The following is a 21261-nucleotide window of genomic DNA, read 5'->3' as shown; positions in this document are numbered from 1 at the left end:
CCTCGTGGCTCACGGGTGGTGGCCTCGTGGCTCACGGCTGGCGGGCGATCCGTGCGGGGCGCGGCGCAGGACGGTCGGTCGCGCGGAGGTGCGGGGCGTCAGGCCGCCGCCGGGACGGGGACGCCGAGGGCGAGGAGCGCCGCGTCGTCGTCCAGACCGGCGGCGAGTTCGTCCAGCAGTCCGGTCAGCGCGTCGACCAGTTCCTGGGCCGAGGCTCCGGCGCGCTCCGCGACGAACCGGGTCAGCGCCTCGTCGCCGTACAGCTCGGAGCGGTCGAGGCCGGTACGGGCCTCGGTCAGGCCGTCGGTGTAGAGCAGCAGCGTGTCACCGGGCCCCAGGGTGGTGGCGGCCGGGGTGAAGCGGGCGCCGGGCAGGGCGCCGATCAGCAGGCCGCCCGGGGTGTTCAGGGTGTCCGTCCCGCCGGCGGCGCGGGCGACCAGGGTGGGCGGATGGCCGCCGGAGGCCACCCGGACGCCGACGCGGCCGGTGGCGGGGTCGGGTTCGAGGACGCCGAAGACCGCGGTGCAGTACCGGAGTTCGCCGTCCGCGTAGCGCTCGTGGAGCACGCCGTTCAGCGTGTTCAGCACCGAGACGGGGTCGGCGTCGTGCAGGGCCGCGGTGCGCAGGGTGTAGCGGGCGACCGAGGTGACGGCGGCGGCCTCGGGTCCCTTGCCGCAGACGTCGCCGAGGAAGAACGCCCACCGGCCGCCGCCGACGGCGAACACGTCGTAGAAGTCGCCGCCGAGCAGGTCGGGCGAGGCGGTCCGGTAGTGGGCGGCCGTCTCCATGCCGGGCACCTCGGGCAGCACCGCCGGCAGCAGCGACTGCTGGAGCACGGCGAGCGCCTCCTGGAGCCGTACCCGGTCGGTCTCCGCCCGCCGGCGCGCCGCCTCGGCCACCTTCCGTTCCCGGAGCAGTTCCTCCTCGTAGGCGCGGCGGTCGCGGGCGTCGAAGACGGTGGTGCGGATCAGCAGCGGTTCGCCGTCGGCGGCGTGTTTGACCTTCGAGGAGATCAGGACGGGCATCCGGCCCCCGTCACCCTGCTTGATCTCCATGGCGATGCCGTTGATCTCGCCGCGCATGCGCAGCAGCGGCGCGAAGTGGGTCTCGTGGTAGAGCTTGCCGCCCACGGACAGCAGGTCGATGAACCGTCTCCGGCCCACCACCGCGCCGCGCTCCAGGCCGGTCCACTCCAGCAGCGTCGAGTTGATCTTGGCGACGGTGCCGTCCATCAGCGTCGACAGATACCCGCAGGGCGCCGTCTCGTACAACTCCTCGGCGCTGTCCTCCAGCAGGGCGGCGAACGCCGCGTTCGAGACATGGGCGTCGCCCGCGCCCCTGGGACCTGGGTCCTGGCCGCCGGGCCCGTCGCCCGTGCAGCACATCACCGTAGGCCGGCCAGGAACGCCGTGAGCGCCTCGTTGGTGGCCTCGGGAGCCGACATGTGCGGGCAGTGTCCGGTGGCGTCCAGGGTGACCAGGGTCGCGCCGGGGACGTTGCGCTGCACGAACGCGCCGACCTCGCGGGGGGCGATGACGTCCTCGGCGCTCTCCAGCACCAGGGTCGGCACGTTGATCCGCCGCAGTTCCTCCCGGTGGTCGGAGAGGAAGGTGGCGCGGGCGAAGACGCGGGCCATCTGCGGGTCGGTGGCGCAGAAGCTGTTGGTCAGCTCGTCCCCCAGTTCGGGGCGGTCCGCGTTCCCCATGATCACCGGGGCCATCGTCGCCGACCAGCCGAGGTAGTTCGACTCCAGGGACACGAGCAGTTCGTCGATGTCCTCGGCGCTGAACCCGCCGCGGTAGTCGGCGTCGTCGATGTAGCGCGGGGAGGGCGCCACCATCACCAGCGCGCCGATCCGCTCGGGGGCACGCCGCACGGCCAGCGCCCCGACCATCGCGCTGACGGAGTGCCCCACGAAGGTGGCTCCGCGCAGATCCAGCTCCGTGCAGATGTCGACGACGTCCTGGGCGTACCCCTCCAGGCCGGCGTACCGCTGCTCGCTCCAGGCGGCCGGGTCCGCCCGGCCGGAGCCGACGTAGTCGAACAGGACGACCCGGTAATCCCGCTCCAGGGCCGGTACGGTCAGCCGCCACATGTTCTGATCACAACCGAACCCGTGTGCCAGTACGACGGTCGGCCCGTCGGGGTTGCCGGTGATGCTCACGTTGTTCCTGTGCCGTACGTCCATACGTTTCATCCTGCCACTCAGGTCCGGCTGCTGGGCAAGCGTTGCGGAATGGATCACTCCGGGAACCCGGCCGCCGCTGCGGCGGTACCCGCTTGCGGGATCTCTACTCCGCCCAGGACGGAAATCACCGAGGAGGAACGGCGGAGGAGCAGGGGAGGGACGGAGGAGTGGAGGACGAGAGGAGGAGGCCGAGGAGAGAGGAGAAGGAGGTGGAGGGGAGGAGAGGAGGAGGTGGAGGAGGTGGAGGAGAGGGGGGAGACGGGAGGAGAGGGGGGCCGTCTCCGGGTCCCCGGCCGGACAGGGCAACGTGGCGCGCGTCACGGGTACTGTCACGGGCCCGGTCACGGGCACTGTCACGGGCGCGGCACGCCGGCCGCCGCGCATTCCCTCCCTCCATCCCGTGTGAATCCCGTCCGGCAGGGTACCCACCCTCCCTCAGCGGGCCTCTGCCACCACCGGCCGACCCTGCGGTCCCCGGCCCCCGGACCCGGAAGAAGCGCTGCGACCGAGAGATCTCCGAACCCGGATCTCTCGCTGTCCGCAGTCGGTCTCAGCGGTCCCCAGGGCGGCCCAGCGCCACCTGCCCACTTCGCAGAGAGCCTGTCACCATGACCACTGTCACGGTCCGCCCGCCGCGTTCCGAGAACGCGGGGAGCGATTTCGCCCGGCTGTCCAGGAGGATCGCGGAGGCCGGACTCCTCGGCCGCCGTCCCGGCTACTACACGCTCCGGATCACCGCGGTGGCCGCGCTCTACGCCGCCGGGTGGATCGCCTTCGTCCGCGTCGGCGACAGTTGGTGGACGCTGGCGGTCGCCGGCTTCCTCGCCGTCACCTTCGGCCAGGTGGCGCTGGTCGCCCACGACGTGGCCCACCGGCAGGTGTTCCGCCGGCGCCGAGCCAGCGAGACGGCCGGGCGGATCGCCTCGGCCGGGATCGGCATGGGATACGGCTGGTGGCAGGACAAGCACACCCGCCATCACGCCAACCCCAACAACGAGGACCTCGACCCCGACGTCGACCCCAACCTGCTGGTCTGGACCCAGGACCAGGCCCGGTCCGCCACGGGACTGCCCCGTGTGATCGGCCGCTGGCAGGCGTTCCTGTTCTTTCCGCTGCTCACGCTGGAGGGCTTCAACCTCCATGTGTCGAGCGGCCGGGCGCTGGCCGACCGCTCGCTCAAGCACCGGCCGCTCGACGCCGCCCTGCTGGTCGCACACGGCGCGCTCTACTTCACCGCGCTGTTCTGGGTACTGCCGCCCGGCATGGCGTTCGCCTTCCTCGCCGTCCACCAGGGCCTGTTCGGTCTCTACCTCGGCTCCCTCTTCGCGCCCAACCACAAGGGCATGCCGATCCTGAAGGCCGCCGACCGCCCGGACTTCCTGCGCCGCCAGGTGCTCACCTCGCGCAATGTCAACGGCGGCTGGTTCACCGACCTCGCGCTGGGCGGACTGAACCACCAGATCGAGCACCACCTGTTCCCCAGCATGCCCAGCCCCAACCTGCGCCGGGCCCGCACCCTCGTCCGGCGCTACTGCGCGGAACTGGACGTGGACTACCTGGAGACGGGGCTGATCGCCTCCTACCGGCAGGCACTCACCAGCCTCCACCAGGCGGGGGCACCCCTCCGGCGCCAACGCGCCCGCGCTTGAGGACTCGCTGAAGCGCGAGGACAGGTCGTGGGTCTGTTCGGCGCCATTGAGCGCGGGCCGCTGGGGAGGGAGACGGCGAATGGGGGGAGAGAAGGCGAAACCGGGCAGCGAGGGCACGATCACCGTGAAGGCGTCCGCCGCGCGCCCGCCGTATTGGGACGGGGTGCCCGGCCGCTCGGCGCGTCCCGTCAACTCCGGGAACGAGCTGGGTCCGCGGCGTCGGTACCGGCTTCCCGCCGTTCTCGGGTGTGGGTGGGGCGCGGGTGTGGCTGTGGGCGTGGTTGTGGCTGTGGCTGTGGCTGTGGCTGTGGGCGTGGGCGTGGCTGCCGCTGTGGGAGCGGGCCGACGCGGGCGCCTGATCGAGCCCGCGAGCCCAGCGGGAGGCCCGACGACGCCGAGCGCGACCCGGGCCGCACGCACGCCAGGGTGAGCACCAGGTCACGCACCACTCCTAGACGACTGGTCTACTCACCTGCTACGTTTACGTCATGCCCGCCACCGCACGCAGCACCGACACCCGCCGAAGCATCCTCGACGTCGCCCAACGGATCATGGCCCAGAAGGGCTACTCCGCAGTCGGTATCAACGAGGTGCTCGCGGGGGCCGGCGTGCCGAAGGGCTCCTTCTACCACTACTTCACCTCCAAGGACGCCTTCGGCGAGGCGCTCCTGAAGAACTACTTCGCCGAGTACGTCTCCGACATGGACCGGGTGCTCGCGCAGCCCGGCAAGCCGGCCGCCGAGCGGCTGATGGCCTACTGGCGGCAGTGGCGGGAGACGCAGAGCGTCGACGAGTGCCAGGGCAAGTGCCTCGCCGTCAAGCTCGGCGCCGAAGTCGCCGACCTGTCGGAGACGATGCGGCTGGCCATGAAGGAGGGCACAGGCGCCATAGTCGACCGTATCGGGCACACGATCACCAGCGGCCTCGCGGACGGATCGATAGCGGTCGACGGCGATCCTCACGGTACGGCGCAGGCCCTGTACGACATGTGGCTCGGTGCGAGCGTCATGGCCAAGATCCACCGCGGCCCGGCACCACTCGACACCGCCATGACCGTCACCCGGCAGCTCCTCCACCTCTGAACCCGGCGCCCTCACCGGGCCACTCCACCGGGCCACTTCACCCAGCCACTTCACCCCGCGACCACACGTCCGTCCGGATGGCACGGACTCCCGCCGCTCACCCGGTCCTATACGACTGGTCTACTCACCAGGAGACATGACATGAAGGTTCTCATCGTTCTGACCTCGCACGACCAGCTCGGCGACACCGGCCGCAAGACCGGGTTCTGGCTGGAGGAACTCGCGGCCCCGTACTACCGCTTCCGGGAGGCCGGCTGGGAGATCACGCTCGCCTCCCCGAAGGGCGGCCGCCCGCCGCTGGACCCCAAGAGCAACGAGCCGAGCTTCCAGACGGAGCAGACCCGACGGTTCGAGGCCGACGCGGAGGCCACCGCGGCCCTCACGAACACCGTGCGCCTGGACTCGGTCGCGGCCGACGACTTCGACACCGTCTTCTACCCCGGTGGCCACGGCCCGCTGTGGGACCTGGCCGAGGACCCGGACTCCGTACGCCTGATCGAGACGACCCTGCGCTCGGGCAAGCCGCTCGCGCTGGTCTGCCACGCCCCCGGCGTCCTGCGCCACGCCCGGAACGAGGACGGCACACCCCTGGTGCAGGGCAAGGACGTCACCGGATTCACCAACTCCGAGGAGGACGGCGTCACCCTCACCGACATCGTCCCCTTCCTGGTCGAGGACGAGCTGAAGCGCCTCGGCGGCCGCTACTCCAAGATCGGCGACTGGGAGCCCTACGTCGTCCAGGACGGCCACCTGATCACCGGCCAGAACCCGGCCTCCTCAGGGCCGGCGGCCGACGCCCTCGTAGAGCTGCTGGTGAACAGGACGGGTGCGTGAGCGCGAACACCGGCCCGTGCCCGCGTGACGCATGACCGCCGGTCCCTCCCTCTCGGACGCGATCGGGGGGGCCGGCCCGGCCGAGTTCAGGACCAGGCGATCTCGCCGTGGCGGGAGAGGAAGCGACCGGTTCCGGCGCCGGGTCCCTCCGTGGCGAGGGCGACGATCGCGTCCGTGCCCTCGGTGACGGTCTGGGGGCCGCTGTGACCGTTGAGGTCGGTCGCGGTGTAGCCGGGATCGGCGGCGTTGACGCGGATGTCCTTGAGCCCCTTGGCGTACTGCGTGGTCAGCATCGTCAGTGCCGCCTTCGAGGCGGTGTACAGCGGCGCGACGACGTGCGACTCGGGCCGGGCGGGGTCGTGGGTGAGGGCGAGGAAGCCCATGCCGCTGCTGACGTTGACGATCACGGGGTCGTCCGAACGGCGCAGCAGCGGCAGGAACGCGGTGGTGGTGCGGATGACGCCGATGACGTTGACGTCGAGGACGGCGAGCGCCTCGGCGGCGGTGAGGCCGCTGGGATCGCCGGCGGCACCGTGCACCCCGGCGTTGTTGATCAGGACGTCGATCCTGCCCTCGTGTTCGGCGACGTCCGCGGCCGCGGCGGCCACGGACACGTCGTCGGTGACGTCGAGGGGAACGTAACGTGCGCCGAGCGCGGCGGCGGCCTCCTCGCCCTGCCCGCGGTCGCGGGCTCCGAGGAGCACGGTGTGGCCGCGCTCGATCAGGCGGCGGGCGGTCTCACGGCCGAGCCCCTTGTTGGCTCCGGTGATGAAGGTGATCGTCATGGCTTCGATGGTCCTGGAGCCGCGGGACGCGCACCAGGGAGACTTCGACGGTAGGAAGAGCAGTACCACCTTCGCGCCCGCCCTGGTCGCCGCGGACAGGGAAGGATGAGGAACGTGAGCGCGAGAACCGGAACCGGACTGGACGCGATGATCCGCATGTGGCGCGACCGGCTGCCCCCGTCGGCCGCCGGACTGCCGACGGCCCCGGGGCGCCGCACGGCCGGACTGCGGCGGGAGGAGCTGGCCGATCTCGCCGGAATGTCGGTCGACTACGTCGTGCGCCTGGAACAGGGACGCGCCACCACGCCCTCGGCGAGCGTGGTGGCCTCCCTGGCCCGCGCCCTGCAACTGTCCAGGGCCGAGCGCGACCACCTGTACCGGCTGGCCCACCTGATCCCACCGGCGGCCGGCGCGGTCCCCGACCACCTCCCGCCCGGGGTGCAGCGGGTGCTCGCCCGGCTCTCGGACGTCGCGGTCGCCGTCTTCGCGGCGGACTGGCAGCTCATCTGGTGGAATCACGGGTGGGCCGCGCTCCTGGGCGAACCCGCCGCCTCACCGCCGCGCCTGCGCAACTTCGCCCGTGACAGGTTCCCGGTCGACGCGAGCCCCGCCCGTCTCGCGCGGTGGCCGGTGGCCGAGACGGACCGGGACGCCACCGACGCCGCCGTCGTCTCCGACCTGCGCCGCGCCACCGGCCGGTTCCCGCACGACACCCGCCTCGCCGCTCTGATCCGTGAACTGAACGCGGGCAACACCAGGTTCGCCGACCTGTGGGCGACCGGAGAGGTGGCCGCACACCGCGAGGACCACAAGACGGTCCACCACCCCTCGGTAGGACCTGTCACGGTGGACTGCGACACCCTGACCGACGGCGAGGGCGAGCTGAAGATCGTGATCATGACCGCCGCGCCCGGCAGCGAGGACGAGACCAAGCTCCGGCTGACCGCCCTCGCCGGCTCGCCGGTCACCACCTGAGTCTGATCCGGTTCAGTGTGCGGTGCCGGTCTGCCACAGCACCTCGCCGCCCTGCTGGATGACGACGTTTCCGTCCTTCAGCAGGTTCAGGACGGCCCCCGGGTGCCCTGGTGTCTTACTGGCCCACACCGGCTTGGACTCAGCGTTGTAGATCACGAGATTGCCGTCGTCCTGGAAGACGACCCGCAGGCCCGTGCCGGAGGTCTTGCTGGCCCAACGCGCCTGGCCGTTCTCGTCGTAGACCACCAGGTTGCCGTCCGGCTGCATGATCAACTTGCTGCGCCCGGTCTGCAGGAACTCCCCCGCGGTCAGCAGGCGCCGGGCTTCGACGACGAGGGTGTCCGGCGGCCGGGCCGCGTCCACGGCCGTGGCCGACGCACTCGGACGCGGACTGGACCCGGTGCCTGTCGGAGCCGCCGACGAGCCGGTTCGGTCTGCGGCGGCCGACGACTTGCGGGGCGCGGCCGAGTGGCTCGCGCTCCCGCTCCCCTCCAACGCGACCGTCGTCACCACGGCGACGGCGACCACCGTCACCGCGGCGGCGCCGGCCAGGACGAACGGCAGGGTCCGCCTGCGCGGGGTGACCGCGTCGGGCGCGGAAGCGGGCTGCGGGAGAAGACCGGTGGGCGCCGACCCGAAGCCCGCCGCGGTGGGGGCGTGCACCGTGGCCGCGCCGCTGACCGGAACGGGATCGACCTGTGTCGCGACGACCGTCGCGGGATGGACGGGCCGCGCGGGCCGGGTGGGATGCACGGGCCGGGTGGGATGCACGGAGTCCAGGGCACGCGCGGACTGGGCGGACTGGGCGGACTGGGCGGACTGGGCGGACTGGGCGGACTGGGCGGACTGGGCGGACTGGGCGGGATACTCGCCGGACGTGTCCCCGTCCCCGCCACCGTCGGCCACCGTGGCGGCGACCGCCGCCGCCCCGGTCCCACCGGAGGCGAGGGCGCGCTGATAGGCGGGATGGTGTACGAGATCGGTGTGTGACGCGCACATCTCGACGATCCGTTGGGGAGCGGGGCGCCGGGCGGGATCACGGTGCAGGCAGGCCGAGATCAGACCGGCGAGGTCCGGGTCCACGCCGCTCAGGTCGGCATTTTGGTGCACCGCCCGGTAGGAGACCGCGGCAGCGGGGCCGTGGCCGTAGGGCGGGCGGCCGGTGGCGGCGAAGGCCAGCGTGGCGCCGAGGGCGAAGACATCGGCGGCCGCCTCGGTCTCACCGTGCGTGAGCGTTTCCGGTGCCATGTAGCCGGGGCTGCCCACCGAGGTGCCGACCTGGGTGAGATTCGGCGAACCAAGGCTGCGCGCGATACCGAAGTCGATGAGCTGAGGACCGGTGGCGGAGAGGATGACGTTGTCCGGCTTGATGTCGCGGTGCCAGACCCCGTGGACGTGGATGTCGACCAGTCCTTCGGCGAGGGCCGCCAGCAGCACCCTGCACAGATCCGCCGGCAAGGGACCCGCCGCCGTCACCGCCGTGTGCAGCGTCGGCCCCGGCACGTACTCGGTGGCCAGCCAGTACGGGGAGGTGTCCACCTCGGCGTCGATGAGAGTGGCGGTGTACGCGCTGCGTACCGTGCCCAGCGTCTCCACCTCACGCCGGAACCTGCTCAGCACCCCTTCGTCGTCGCGCAGGTGGTCATTGATCACCTTCACGGCGGCCGGACGCCCGCCCGGCGAACGGGCGAGGTACACCCGCCCCATCCCGCCCTGCCCCAGCCTGCCCACCAGACGGTACCGACCTATCTGTACCGGATCAGTTCCGTCGAGCGGATGCACTGACCTTGCCTTTCCTGGACGTACGAGTCAAGTCGGCGCCCAAGCCCCGGCGTTGTCCCGACCGAGAGGCATCGCAGCTCTTCGGCAACGTCACGATAGATCAATTCGAGTCACCGGGGCGACCGCCGCCACGGGGCGACCGCACGACACGCTGCCACTCGCAACGGCGTGACGAGCAGGCGGGGTTGAAACTCCGTTGCCCGCAATCACGTGCTGCTGGACGGCGACAAGGCGGTCCGCGGGGTTGCGATCGCCGCACCCCCTTGGTCCGGTGCCGGCCCTGGGGGATGCGGTGCCGAGCGTCAGGCAGCGGGTTCGATCGCCACTTCGAGGTGGTCGAGACCGCGCAACCCGTTGTTGATCATCGGTCGGCGTTCGAGTATCTCGAAGCGGGCGACCCGGTCGGCGAGCCTTTCCAGCAGGGCGCTCATCTCCAGCCTGGCGAGATGCATCCCGACGCACACATGCTCTCCCCGTCCGAAGGCGAGGTGGTCCGAGGGGCGGCGGGCGATGTCGAAGCGCACGGGGTCCGGGTAGTGACGCTCGTCGCGGTTGGCGGAGGCGTAGAGCAGCGCGACCCGTGAGCCGGCGGCCAGCGGAACTCCGCCGACCTCGTGGTCTTCGGTGAGTACCCGGCTGAACTGGGGTGCCGGGGTCTCCAGGCGCAGCGACTCGTTGATCGCGTGCGGGATCAACGAGCGGTCCGCGCGCAGCAGATCCCACTGGTCCGGGTTCTCGGCGAACAGCGCGACCGCGTTGGTGATCGCGAGGATGGTCGTGTCCAGGCTGGGAGTGACGTAGTCGAGCATCATCACCGGGCACTTCCCGTGCGGAATCTCGCCTCGGTCGGCGGCCTCGTAGAGCTGTGCCGCCCAGCCGTCGGGGTCGATCTTTCCCGGCACGGCGTCATTCATCGCGAATGCCATGAACTCCTCGACGGCCGGCCCCGCCGCGGCTGCCCGCTCGTCGGCGGGCCCCTGGGTGTTCCAGATGGCCGCGGCCCACTCCAGCATCTTCTCCCGCCCGTGATCGGGGAGTCCGACCAGGTCCGACACCACGGTCATGGGCAGGTACTCGGCCAGTTCGGTGACGACCTCGAACCGGCCCCGGTCGACCAGCCGCGCGACCACCTGATCGGCCTCGGCCTCGATCCGCGGCGTCACCTCGCGCATCCGCTCCGGCCGCAACGGCCGCCCCAGCACCGAGCGCATCGCCGTGTGCTCGGGCGGATCACTGCACAGCGTGATCCCCTCCAGTTGGGCGTTCACGCCCGGATCCACGAACACCCCCCGCGCTGACGAGAACGTCTGCCAGTCCATCAGGGCGGCGCGCACCTCGTCGTAGCGGGACAACGCGTAGAGGTCGTAGCGGGACAGGTACACCACCGGCCCCAGAGCCCGAAGCTCGGCATAGATGTCGTACGGGTCGGCGCGCGCCGATTCGGTGTAAAGATCGACGTCGCTGGTGGGTATGGGGGACAACGTGCCTCCAGAGGATGACGGGCGTGAGCATGACCATGAGCGTCCGGTGCGGTGATCAGCCGGCGAAACCCAGCGACCGGTCCGGTGCCCGAACGTCCGGCGCGAGGGGATCGGGCCGCCTCGTGGCAGGCCCGGAACGGTCGGGAGGCGTGGGCGGCATGGAGGGCATGGAGGGCATGCCGATGGACTCCTCAGGAACGTACGGTCCAGAACGGTCCACCCGGAAGGGACCGGTAGGGAAAACCTTCCCGCGACGGGGAATCCTTCGCGTCGGCAAGAACTACGTACGTCCGCATACGTCGAGGGCCGACCGGGACCTCCGTGCCCTCAGCGCTGGGCCTCGGCAGCGCCGGCCCGGTCGAACTGACGCACGTAACCAGGGGTCCGTCAACATGCTCACCTGGCGTGACTTCGCGCTCGCCGAACAGCCTGGGCGTCTTGCCCGAAACGCCCAAAATTTCGCCACGACAAAGGGACGGGGTGAAGCCACGGCCGGGGCCGCGGCGGACGGTTTTCACGGCGAGTTTGCCGAGCAGGTATGGACGCCCCGAGTTCACCCGGGACACCCGCGACTCCCTCGCCTGCCCCACCGACCCGAAAGGCATCGAGAGCCCGAGGACCTGAGCTGCCCGGTGTGGTGCGAGATGCCGAGATCACTCCGCAATGGCCTCAGCAACACCCACCTTCAGCGATCGCCCCATCCACTCGACCCGCGGCGCGGAAGGAACAGTCCGGTCGACCCATCTGCGCCAAAAAGCCGCAGGTCAAGCACCCTTCACAGCAGGCTCCAGAATCGCCGCGCACTTTACATGCGAGGCCGTCGGGCCTACGCGCTGTTCACTCACGCCACCCCGCCCCCCGAGCCTGTACCAGTCCGAACTCGACTCCTGAACCACCCCCCCCGGACGCAGCCCGTGGCACCCGCGTCCCTGCCGCCCCACCCAGCACCATCCACTCATGAAGTTTCCCATCAGAAACTCTTGACAAATGCCGAGACGTGACCCACAGTTTATTGAGATTACCCAGTTAACTGAGTGAAATGAGCTCGATGGGCGAACCATCGCACACCCTCCACGTCGACGCCGAAGTGTTCGCCAAGCTCCAATCCTTGGCGGAGCCGTTGGTAGACACGCCGAACAGCACTCTGCGGAGACTGCTCGGCCTCGCCCCCGCTCCCATAGGGGGACCCACGTCATCCCCCTCCCCCTTCAACCCGCCGCGCTCTCCTCGCGACCCGTCGCACTCGCTCGCCCCGCTCATCGAGGACGGCCGCCTGCACGTCGGCCAGCGGCTCGTCTGGCACCGGCGCAACCTCGGCCGTACGCACCATGTGGTCGTCGTCGAGGGCGGCGGCCTCCGGCTCGACGATGGCACCGTCCACTACACGCCGTCCAGCGCGGCGACCGCCCTCGCGGGCAACCAGCAAAACGGATGGAAGGTACTCGCCACTGAGGCCGGTATCTTCCTGAAAGACCTGCGATGAACGCACCGCCGCAGCCAGGTTCACACCGCGGAGCGACCTACCATATGTGCGTCCCAGGAGGTGGATCATGGCGGGAGTAACCCAGCCGAAGGTAAGTCGCGTCGCACCGCCTCAGCTCGTGGACTGGGCCAGGAGCGGGCGCATCCGCATTCCGCGTTTCCAGCGTTCCTACCGCTGGGAGTACACGGACGCCGAGAAGCTCTTCGACAGCATCCTGCGTGGCTATCCCATCGGGAACCTCTTGATGTGGCGCAAACCCGCACCCGCCGCCGAAATCGATCTCGGTGAACTTCGCATTAACGCGCCCGCGGTTTCGGACGCGCTGTCGGTCGTCGACGGCCAGCAGCGCCTCACCACGCTCATCGGCGCACTGACCGCGTCTGAGGAGACCGTGGACCGACGGTTCCGGATCTTCTATGACCTGCGGGACAAGAAGTTCCTGTCGACGCCGCACTCACAGAAACCCCGCGACCACTGGCTGCCCGTCTGGGTCGCCGGTGACAACCGTCGGCTGATCGCCTGGCAGCGTGAGCGGAGCTGGCTGACGCCGGAGGACTACAACATCTGCGACGAGGTCACCACGGCCATCCGAACGTACGAGATCCCCATGTACGAGATCGAAGGCGACGACGAGCAGGCACTACGCGAGATCTTCGACCGGATGAACACATTCGGGAAGCGGCTGAACCGGGCGGAGATTTTCCAGGCTCTGCACGCCGGCCCCCTCGACGTGCAGCCGTCCGGACTTGACGCGCTGCGAGAGCGGGTCTCGGGCCTGGACTTCGGGGACTTCACCACTCAGATACTCATGCAGAGCGTGATGGCAGTGCGCGGCGGCAAGGTGGACCGCGACTTCCGGCACGAGTTCGAAAACGACGCGGACAGGCAGCAAGCGTTCGCCGTGACGGAGAAGGCACTGCGGGTGGTCGTCGACTTTCTCCGCGAGGACACCGGAATTCCCCATCTACGCTTGCTGCCGTACGCGCTCTTCGTGCCGGTGCTCGCGCGGTACGCAGCGCTCTTCGGACGGCCCGAGGGGCGGGGAGCCGAACTGCTGCGGCGCTGGATTTGGCGCGGGTCGGCTATAGGGGCAGCGCCACAGGGCAACACGGTTGCCTTGCGGCGCAATGCGACGGCGATCACGGGCGACCCGGTCCTGAGTGCGCAGCGGTTGCTGAGAATACTGCCGTCAGGTGGCGAGCAGTGGACCCCCGACCTTTCACAGACGGCACTGAACCGTGCCCAGGCGAAGCTCAACATGCTGGGGCTATTGTCTCTTCACCCAGTGCTGCTCACCGAATACCGGGACGAAGACGGCAACCGGTATACACCGGGCACACGTATTGACCAGCCCCGGCTACTAACCGGCCTGCTCGCAGGCAAGACCTCACCGCTGGCGCCGATCCTGAGCGGCTGGGAGAAGGGCATGGCGAACCGAATCGTCCACCCGCCAGTGGACAAGCAGGTCGATATGCTGTCCCTACTGGCGGCTCAGGGGCCGGAGGCGCTGCACTCGCACTGCTTCGACGAGAACGAACGCGTCTTCTACGACTCGGACGGGACCGGATCCCTCCTCATGCGCGCGGACGTCGTCCGCAAGGTCATCGCCGACCACGTCCAGAGCATGGCCCTGTGGGGCTTCTCCGACGACCCGGATCCGGAATCGTGGTTCGGCGAGACAACCTTCGACCTGGACGACTTCTTTGCCCCGGACGACCTCTCCGGAGGCAACAATGCAGCGTGACGTCACCGCATCCGTGTTCCTGCGTGAGCGCCGGATCGGCGTTCTCGGTTATCACGACGGCAATACCTGGTTCGAGTACCAGGACCTGAGCGCCGATCACCCCGTCCTCGGACAAGGCTTCGAGCGCGACCCGCGCAAACGCCGGACGGCAAGCGGCAGTGTCCCCGAATGGTTCGCGAACCTGCTGCCGGAGACCGGGAGCGGGCTCCGGCAGCAGATCGCACATGAACTGGGCAAGCAGAAAATTCACGATTTCGTCTTGCTCAGCCACCTCGGAGACGACCTTCCGGGGGCAGTTCGTGTTGTACCCGACGTACCACTGCACGGCCTGCCCGACCATGAGAGCACGGACGACTGCGCGCACGATCACGCGCTTCGGTTCTCGCTGGCCGGCGTACAGCCGAAGTTCTCCATGCGGTACGAGGGCAAGGCGCTGGTGCTGCCCGCGACCGGCATCGGCGGCGACTGGATCGTGAAGCTCGCCGACCAGCGTTTCTCCGGCGTGCCTGCCAACGAGCACGCGATGCTCCAGTGGGCGGGTCGGTCGGGGATCGACGTTCCTGAGTCCCGGCTCGTCGTCGGCGCGGACATGCAGAATCTGCCCGTGGGATCGATCGACCCCGGCGAACAGGCACTTGCTGTCAGCCGTTTCGACCGTGCGGGTAGCGAAGGCCGAGTGCACCAAGAGGACTTCGCCCAGGTCCGCGAGGTCGCCATCGATGCCAAGTACGAGAAGGCGACGTACGAAGGCATCGGCCGGGTGATCAGGGCGGTCTGTCCGCCCAAGGACACGATCGAGTACGTACGGCGGCTGGTGGCGGTCGTAGTCATGGGCAACGCGGACGCGCACTTGAAGAACTGGACGCTGCGCTACCCCGACGGGAGGCAGGCCCGGCTGTCGCCAGCGTACGACCTGGTGTGCGTCACGGCGTATCCGAAGATTGATCCGAAGCTCGCCTTCCCACTGGGCGGCACGGTCAGGTCCGAGGCCGTCACCCGACACAACTTCCTCGGTCTGTCCCCCGCCCTCGGCCTGCCCGAGGAGCAGATCGTCGACACGGTCGCGGAGACCGCAGACGCCATGGCCAGCTCCTGGCCCAGTGTGCGACGGGATTTTCCGGTACCGGATTTCGTCACCGCGACAATCAATGACCGATTGCGTACGCTCCCTCTGCTGCACCCATGAACAGTTCCCCGCCGTCCCGGCCTCCGGGGCGGCCGGGAGCCCACTGAGGGGCCCATCGAAATCAGCCCGTAGGCGTCGACCTTGAACGCGTGATGTCGTTCTCGGTGGTCAGGGGGCGATGATCAGTCCCGTCTCGGTGAGGCAGCCGTCCATGAGGTCGCTGCGGTACTGGTTATGGCGGAGACCGCGCCGGATGCGCTGGACGAGGTGTTCGGGGGTGCTGAAGGCGACGTTGGAGAGCCAGCCGCGCCGCAGCAGAGACCAGATGCCCTCGACGGGATTGAGGTCGGGTGCGTAGGGCGGCAGGTAGTAGATGGCCGGCCACTCCCGGGATGCCGCCCATTTCCGCGGGTCGGCGGTCTTGTGGACGTTGAGATTGTCCCAGACCAGCACGATCGGGCCGCCGAGCTGCTGGTGTGCTGCAACCAGTAGGTCACGGTAGTCGCGCCAGGAGAAGCTCTTGCGTCCGTCGCGGTTGCCGTCGTCCCGGTGGGGCCCGGTAGATCAGCCGAAATCGGTGGCCGGGCTTGTAGCAGTTCAGCCCTGAGCTTGTAGCAGTTCAGCCCTGAGATGGAGATGCGTCTGCGGGATCGCCCGCGGACTCGCACCACTGGGGTGCGGCCACGCTGTGACCAGGTCTTGGCCTGCGGCGGCGTATAGAGAAGCCGGCTTCGTCCTCGAAGACGAGCCAGGCTCCACGGGCCACCGCGAGTCTTCCCCGCAGGGCCAGGTCTCCTTCACCCAGCCGGCCACGGCCTCGTCGTCGCGTTCCACAGCCCGTCGGGCGGGGACCTGGCAGGACCAGCCGTCGCGCACCAGCAGCTTGCGCACGCTCTGTAGGGTGCAGGCCAGGTGGAAGCGCCGGCCGATCACGGTCTTGATCCGGCCAAGGTCCAGCGCTGGTCCTCCCAGCCGTGCGCGGCCGGCCCCTTGGCCAGCTCCGCCTCCAGTTGCGCGAACTGCCTCTCACTCAGCCTCGACAACGATGCGGGCCCCTGGGACCGCACAGCACGCGGCTCGCCCTCCTCCCATACCTGCCGCCACCGCTGTACCGACCGGACACTGACGCGCAAATCCTTGGCGATCACTGAACTCGCCACGCCACGGGCGAACCGCTCGGCCGCTCGGAGGCGTAACCCCTCGCGGAACCGCTGTCGTTCGGCGGTCAGCCCGCCCCCTTGTGGATACCGCCTATCCCGGTGATACCGCAGGGGCCCCGGACCGTCAGCCCCTACGACACCACGAGTTCAACCTCAGTAGGAGGCGCTGGCGAGGTGGGGGTCGACCCCGGCCGATTTCAGACTCGAAGGCGGGCTCGGACTCTCCAGGGCAGAGCGGGCCCATGGCGGAAGCCGCTCTGCACGCCGAGATGGGTGACACCGACCAATCAACCGAGGAGAAGCAGCGCGCCGGACAGGTGCCGAGCCACATGTCCATCGTCCCCGCATCGAACTCTCCCGGGGCCGAAGCGAGTGCAGTGTCCTGCTTCTGGCCCCGAACCGCCCTGTCCACTCAGTCTGCGGCCTTGCTCGACTGCCACGGCAAAACAAAGGGCCACCTCGTTCGTCAACTGTGCCAGAGCGCCGTTCTGGACATCCAGAGGGTCCCTCTCTCTCCGTCGAGTACGCGTCTATCGGTGGGGCGCACAGAGGCCACCGCGTTGTGGACGATTCAGAGAGACCCTGGAGCAGGTCGCTGACGCTGACGCTGACGAAATTGCCCGTGTAAGTTTCTGGTCCGGTCGACAGTGTGGAGCACCAGTCCTGGCAGAGCCGCGAAACAGCACAGCTGCACTATGGCCTCCTCCGGCGCCGCGTCGCCCTACGGTTCCGGCACGTGGTCCGCCTCGGGGTGCCTCTCCTGGTCGACGAACAGGTTCGTGGCTCGGCCGGCCCGCTCCCCGTCATCGGGGTCCAAGCCGAACGCAGGCCGACGGAAGCGCCCTGCAATCGAATCCAGCGGCCGGTGGCGTGACGGGCTCCTCGATCAGAGTCAGGAGGGCACTCATGTTATTCCTTCGGTACGTGGACGGTTGCCTGCCGCTGCTATGCGTGTCATCGCCGACTGGCAGTGCGCCATCCGGCACTATTGCGACAACGTCTCGGATGCTCGATGAACTAGGCATTTGCGGGCGATGAAGCTGCCCGATGTGATACATCGCCGCCGCGTCACTGCCCGCGCTTCAGGTCACCGAACCAAGTGACGCCAAATCGGAGAACGGTCACCCGATCGCGCGTAAAAGTCCGCACGGTGAACCTCTCCGGCTCGCCCTGCATTCCGCACAAACCGGAGTCAACCGTGATCGAAGACGCCGCACCCGTTACAGTAGCGCTGCCTGATCTCGTACGCGAGGTCGTCACCCCTGCTGTGGCAGCAGAAATCCTTGAGAAGACCCGCTTGCACGGCTGCAACCCACGCAAGCTGGATTCCTCTCACGCCCGGCGACTCGCTCGTGACATGTGCAGCGGTAGCTGGGACGACTACAACCCCGACGTCCTGTCTCTGTGCGGTCACGGAGCCGCAATCCAGGGACAGCACCGCCTCGAAGCAGTCATCATCAGCAAGACCCCCCGCAGCTTCCTTGTCGCCCGGGACGTTCCACATGGTGCGGCAACAACGATGGACTGCGGCAAGGCTCGATCCGCTGCGACCGCGCTGTCCCTAGTGGGCGTCGGCGGGCATCGCAAGGACATTTCTTCGACCATCCGGCTGCTGCAGAACTACGACGTCGAACGCAAAAAGGTTGCCTGGCCCGCATGGCGGTCGGTCGTCTACACCAATGCCGAGATCGTAAGATTCTTCCAGTCCAAGTATTCCGACCTGCCGGACTTTCTGCCGCTAATGACCGCTCTGCAGAGCGGCGTGTTCTCCGCCCCCGCAGCGTCACTGGCATGCGCTTACCTGGTCCACCGGGACGGCGGGAGCACCTCGCACGCACACGACTTCTTCCAGGGCCTGGTTTCAGGAGCCCATCTGGACACAGCCGACCCCAGGTGGATCACTCGCCGGTACTTCCACAGCCCGGCCCGGCCCCGACGCAGCAACATCACAAGCGCCCTCCACCTGGGACTGCTCCTGAAGACGTGGAATCTTTGGGTCACCGGCCAGACCTGGGGAATCGCCAACTTTCGGGCGACACAGCGCATGCCCGACATCGTCAATGCGCCATGTCCTGCACAAGCGCAGCATGCCTTCAAGAATCCGTGCCAGGACAGACACGTCATTCCACGCCGCCGAGCTGGAGACGGAGCCAGCGTTCCGGGACAGACGATGAGCATGATGCGCCTGCCCATGAAAGAGGGTTTCCCCGCATGAGAGGCGTATCCCGGACAAGGCGATGGTGTTGGGCTGCCCGCCCTGCCAGACCTGTTCAAGAAGCACTGCTGGACACCAAAGCTTCGACGGGCGGACGCGCGTCGCCATGCCCCGCCGAGCTTCGGACGTGGTTGCCGGCTCGGACATCGGCGTGGACGTGCGTCAGGAGCCTTCGGCTCTACCCCCTAGGTCCGACCAGCACACTTGCCCGCCTCCTGCGGCGAGGCCACCGCGGAGTGTCGCTGCGACCAGCAGCCGAGACGGACTGCTGTCACGGCGCTACCCGTGCAGCGGGCTGCGCGGCGAGGAGTGATTCCGCGGTTGTCCCGCTCCACGCCGAGGACGGCGGGGCGTCGGTGGAGCCCGAATGTCATCGAACAGGAAAGGAACACGCTGATCCAAGCAGAACGTCTTTTGACAGGGCCACCGGCAAGCTGCGGTCACGTCTCCGTCGTAGCTCCGAATCATCGAGCGATGGGTCACCTCCGGCGCACCTCGTTGCGCCATCCGGTTTCACGTGGTCGCGCCACGACATCGATTCGCGCGACAGAAATTGATCTTCGGTGGTGGGACTGATCATATAAAGGTGGGAGCCCTTAGCGAGAGGGCTCCCACCACCTTCCGTGTATCCAGCGAAAAGAGAAACACGGTCATGAGTCAGTCTCCCAGATCCGGAGCCATGTCACGCTGGCGCAGGACCCCCGGTGATGCCGTCCCTCAACCGGAGGAAATTTCACCGCTCTGCAATGTGCCTTCGCACGCGCAGCCTCCCGAGAACGCCCCTCTCAGAGCAGCCCAGCACGATTCATTGTTCAAACAGCGCACTCTTCTCGTGTTGTGCTCCGCGGTCACCCTTGCCAACAGCGTGGGCTACATCGTAGCGTCCGCGAGAAGCGATCCACTGGCCGGACTTGTCGCAGGAGTCCTCGCATTCGGTGGAACCATCGGATTCTTCCACGAAAATACGGACTGACACCATCGGCCACTGAATCGGCCATTTTCGAGCTGACGGTGCACCGCCCGCCACACCGTCAACCGCGCCTGATTCTCAATCCTAAAGGAAGCCGAGCCGTCGGCAATGGCGGGCACCACTCAGCGCGCTCAGCTCACTTCCCGCAAAGCAAGGTCCTCGGCTCAGGCGACGTAATCGCGCTCCTGACTGCGCAGACACGAACCGTCGCTACGGAAAGCGCCGCCCAAACGCCCCTATCCCAGATCCATCGGAGTCTTACATGAACGACGAGAGCACGTCTTCCTCTGCACCGCTCCCCTTGCCGGTGCGTGAGGTCGTCACCCCTGCTGTGGCAGCAGAAATCCTTGAGAAGACCCGCTTGCACGGCTGCAACCCACGCAAGCTGGATTCCTCTCACGCCCGGCGACTCGCTCGTGACATGTGCAGCGGTAGCTGGGACGACTACAACCCCGACGTCCTGTCTCTGTGCGGTCACGGAGCCGCAATCCAGGGACAGCACCGCCTCGAAGCGGTCGTCATCAGCAAGACGCCCCGCAGCTTCCTTGTCGTCCGGGACCTGCCACACCGGACAGCCACCACTATGGACTGCGGCAAGGCGCGCTCAGCCGCCACCGCGCTGTCCCTGGTGGGCGTCGAGCGGCACCGCAAGGACATCTCTTCGACCGTCCGGCTGCTGCGACTTTACGACGTCGAACGCAATAAGGTTGCCTGGCCCGCATGGCGGTCGGTCGTCTACACCAATGCCGAGATCGTAAAATTCTTCCAGTCGGAGTACCTCGACCTGCCGGACTTCCTGCCTCTGATGACCTCCCTGAAGAGCGGCGTGTACTCCGCCCCCGCAGCGTCACTGGCATGCGCGTACCTGGTCCACCGGGACGGCGGGAGCACCTCGCACACACACGACTTCTTCCAGGGGCTGGTCTCCGGAGCCCACCTGGACACAGCCGACCCCAGATGGGTTGTCCGCCGATACTTCCAGAATCCAGCCCGCCCACGGCGCGGCAACACTGTCAGCTCACTTCAGCTGGGGCTGCTGCTCAAGACCTGGAATCTGTGGATCTCTGACGGGGTCTGGGAGATGGCGTACTTCCGACCCAACGAGCGTATGCCTGAAGTCGTCCGCGCTGGTTCGGCGCGCAGATTCACCGAGGTGCAGCACGAATCAGCCGACCCGGACAGTAACAAAATGCCCTTGTCACCACGTCGCACTGCGCGCCAGGCCCGTGTGCCCGACCAGAACACCAACACGGCTCAGGTACGCTCCTGAATCACCCGTGCCGAGCTTCCTCGAATTGAGTTGATGCAGTGTCAGGGCCACGAGGCGGCAGTCGCCACCAGCAATCGGGCGACTGAACGCAGGGCAGTCAGCAGTCTTCCCTCGTTCAGACTCCGCCTCGTCCCTCCTCGGTCCACGTCCACGGCTACCGATGGCGATGGCGATGGCGAACCGCTCCGGACCGTGCTCCCCGACCCTCGCCACAGCACATGTCTCGTCCTCGGGTTCGGCCGCACCTGATCACTCGGCCGTTCTCGACGGTCTGCCACCGACAACAACACCTCCGGGAGCCGGCATCAGCCGCGCACGGCGCTATCGCCTCGACTTCGCCTTGTCGTCCGTCCGTCCACACGGCCTTCCTATGGATGCACGCGTGAGTCGCCAGTGCCTGTACTGATCCGTCCCCGCGCAGGAGTATTACAGCCAATCCGTCGGCGTACTCCCGGGCTCAGTCAGCCTTAGACGTCGCTTCATTTGGTGAGGCGACGGTGACAGATGAGGGCTGCGG

14 protein-coding genes and 1 pseudogene are annotated in these 21261 nt (G+C 68.3%); 9 read left to right on the top strand and 6 right to left on the bottom strand.

Going from position 1 to position 21261, the window contains the following annotated elements:
- Positions 1-98 precede the first annotated feature (98 nt).
- Both ABEB00_RS27875 and ABEB00_RS27870 read right to left on the bottom strand, forming a co-directional pair.
- Complete coding sequence (locus tag ABEB00_RS27875; RefSeq protein WP_345623172.1) at positions 99-1385, bottom strand: PP2C family protein-serine/threonine phosphatase; 1287 nt, start codon at positions 1383-1385, stop codon at positions 99-101.
- Entirely contained in the window at positions 1385-2188 is an 804-nt protein-coding gene (locus tag ABEB00_RS27870) for an alpha/beta fold hydrolase (RefSeq protein ID WP_345623171.1), read from the bottom strand. Before ABEB00_RS27870 ends, ABEB00_RS27875 begins: the two co-directional genes overlap by 1 nt.
- A 608-nt stretch (positions 2189-2796) precedes the next feature.
- On the opposite strand from ABEB00_RS27870, the gene ABEB00_RS27865 reads away from it, so the two are divergent.
- From ABEB00_RS27865 to ABEB00_RS27855, 3 genes are all read left to right on the top strand, one after another.
- Entirely contained in the window at positions 2797-3837 is a 1041-nt protein-coding gene (locus tag ABEB00_RS27865; protein WP_345623170.1) for a fatty acid desaturase family protein, read from the top strand.
- Positions 3838-4325: 488 nt separating this feature from the next.
- Complete coding sequence (locus ABEB00_RS27860; RefSeq protein ID WP_345623169.1) at positions 4326-4919, top strand: TetR/AcrR family transcriptional regulator; 594 nt, start codon at positions 4326-4328, stop codon at positions 4917-4919.
- A 141-nt stretch (positions 4920-5060) separates the two neighbouring features.
- Positions 5061-5753: a type 1 glutamine amidotransferase domain-containing protein gene (locus ABEB00_RS27855; protein WP_345623168.1), complete on the top strand. Its 693-nt coding sequence runs from the start codon at positions 5061-5063 to the stop codon at positions 5751-5753.
- Between the two features lie 86 nt (positions 5754-5839).
- Here ABEB00_RS27855 and ABEB00_RS27850 read toward each other — a convergent pair whose 3' ends face one another.
- Positions 5840-6538: an SDR family NAD(P)-dependent oxidoreductase gene (locus ABEB00_RS27850; RefSeq protein ID WP_345623167.1), complete on the bottom strand. Its 699-nt coding sequence runs from the start codon at positions 6536-6538 to the stop codon at positions 5840-5842.
- Between the two features lie 105 nt (positions 6539-6643).
- On the opposite strand from ABEB00_RS27850, the gene ABEB00_RS27845 reads away from it, so the two are divergent.
- Positions 6644-7513, top strand: a complete 870-nt coding sequence (locus tag ABEB00_RS27845; protein ID WP_345623166.1) for a helix-turn-helix transcriptional regulator — start codon at positions 6644-6646, stop codon at positions 7511-7513.
- A gap of 12 nt (positions 7514-7525) precedes the next feature.
- Here the strand turns inward: ABEB00_RS27845 and ABEB00_RS27840 are convergent, their stop codons facing one another.
- Together ABEB00_RS27840 and ABEB00_RS27835 are read right to left on the bottom strand one after the other, a co-directional pair.
- Entirely contained in the window at positions 7526-9244 is a 1719-nt protein-coding gene (locus ABEB00_RS27840; RefSeq protein WP_345623165.1) for a protein kinase domain-containing protein, read from the bottom strand.
- Between the two features lie 353 nt (positions 9245-9597).
- Positions 9598-10776: a cytochrome P450 gene (locus ABEB00_RS27835; protein ID WP_345623164.1), complete on the bottom strand. Its 1179-nt coding sequence runs from the start codon at positions 10774-10776 to the stop codon at positions 9598-9600.
- A gap of 1048 nt (positions 10777-11824) precedes the next feature.
- Here ABEB00_RS27835 and ABEB00_RS27830 point away from each other — a divergent pair.
- The 3 genes from ABEB00_RS27830 (at position 11825) to ABEB00_RS27820 (ending at position 15189) form a co-directional block, all read left to right on the top strand.
- Positions 11825-12259 (top strand): restriction system modified-DNA reader domain-containing protein, encoded by a 435-nt coding sequence (locus ABEB00_RS27830; protein WP_345623163.1) that lies wholly within the window; start codon positions 11825-11827, stop codon positions 12257-12259.
- 67 nt (positions 12260-12326) lie between these two features.
- A complete protein-coding gene (locus tag ABEB00_RS27825; RefSeq protein ID WP_345623162.1) occupies positions 12327-14003 on the top strand; it encodes a DUF262 domain-containing protein in 1677 nt (558 codons plus the stop codon).
- Positions 13993-15189 carry a type II toxin-antitoxin system HipA family toxin gene (locus ABEB00_RS27820; protein WP_345623161.1) on the top strand — a complete coding sequence of 399 codons (1197 nt, stop codon included), beginning with the start codon at positions 13993-13995 and terminating at the stop codon, positions 15187-15189. Before ABEB00_RS27825 ends, ABEB00_RS27820 begins: the two co-directional genes overlap by 11 nt.
- A 108-nt stretch (positions 15190-15297) precedes the next feature.
- Here the strand turns inward: ABEB00_RS27820 and ABEB00_RS36140 are convergent.
- Positions 15298-16400: pseudogene (locus tag ABEB00_RS36140) on the bottom strand (IS630 family transposase).
- A gap of 1087 nt (positions 16401-17487) precedes the next feature.
- On the opposite strand from ABEB00_RS36140, the gene ABEB00_RS27805 reads away from it, so the two are divergent.
- Together ABEB00_RS27805 and ABEB00_RS27800 are read left to right on the top strand one after the other, a co-directional pair.
- A complete protein-coding gene (locus ABEB00_RS27805) occupies positions 17488-18504 on the top strand; it encodes a hypothetical protein (protein WP_345623160.1) in 1017 nt (338 codons plus the stop codon).
- Between the two features lie 1232 nt (positions 18505-19736).
- Entirely contained in the window at positions 19737-20744 is a 1008-nt protein-coding gene (locus ABEB00_RS27800; RefSeq protein WP_345623159.1) for a hypothetical protein, read from the top strand.
- The last annotated feature ends 517 nt before the right edge of the window (positions 20745-21261 follow it).

The sequence above is a fragment of the Streptomyces ziwulingensis genome (genome assembly GCF_039542605.1).
Classification (GTDB): Bacteria; Actinomycetota; Actinomycetes; order Streptomycetales; family Streptomycetaceae; genus Streptomyces; species Streptomyces ziwulingensis.
Note: the sequence above shows the minus strand (reverse complement) of the source record. Positions and strands in the feature narration are given on the sequence as shown.